Here is a 443-nt window from a genome sequence, read left to right as displayed (position 1 = left end):
AACCATAAAGCCACCGAAGATATTGATGCTGGCGAGGAAGACGCCGATGGTGCCCAGTACCGAAGTGACGGTAATGGTTTCGCCACCGATATCGACCACCTGCAGCAGGGCGCCGACGATGATGATGCCGGAGATGGCGTTGGTCACGGCCATCAGCGGGGTGTGCAGCGCCGGGGTGACGTTCCACACCACGTGGTAACCGACGAAGACGGCCAGCACGAAGATGGTAAAGCTGGTGATAAACGGATCAACCATGATTCGATTCCTTGAGGGTTTACTTGTTGCCGAAGCGCACTTCGCCTGCGTGCGTCACCAGGGTGGCGGCCAGCAGATCGTCTTCCATGTCCAGCTTGAAGCCGTCTTTGGACAGCATCAGGCTGAGGAAGGTAAGCAGGTTCTTGGCGTACAGGCTGGAGGCATCGGCCGCCAGCATGCCCGGCAGG

General features: G+C 58.9%; 2 protein-coding genes. Both read right to left on the bottom strand.

Annotation, left to right across the window (positions count from 1 at the left end):
• Positions 1 to 255 (bottom strand): proton-translocating transhydrogenase family protein (locus M3P88_RS15825; protein WP_249616955.1); only part of this gene is annotated, 255 nt, incomplete at its 3' end.
• Positions 256 to 274: 19 nt separating this feature from the next.
• Positions 275 to 433 (bottom strand): hypothetical protein, encoded by a 159-nt coding sequence (locus M3P88_RS15820; protein ID WP_249616956.1) that lies wholly within the window; start codon positions 431 to 433, stop codon positions 275 to 277.
• Between the last annotated feature and the right edge of the window lie 10 nt (positions 434 to 443).

It is taken from the genome of Craterilacuibacter sp. RT1T, from assembly GCF_023502145.1.
Taxonomy (GTDB): domain Bacteria; phylum Pseudomonadota; class Gammaproteobacteria; order Burkholderiales; family Chromobacteriaceae; genus Craterilacuibacter.
Note: the sequence above shows the minus strand (reverse complement) of the source record. Positions and strands in the feature narration are given on the sequence as shown.

What these genes read in the sequence shown, in the direction of transcription:
- M3P88_RS15820 (WP_249616956.1), bottom strand. Translation starts at nt 433, where the DNA reads ATGCTGGCGGCCGATGCCTCCAGCCTGTACGCCAAGAACCTGCTTACC.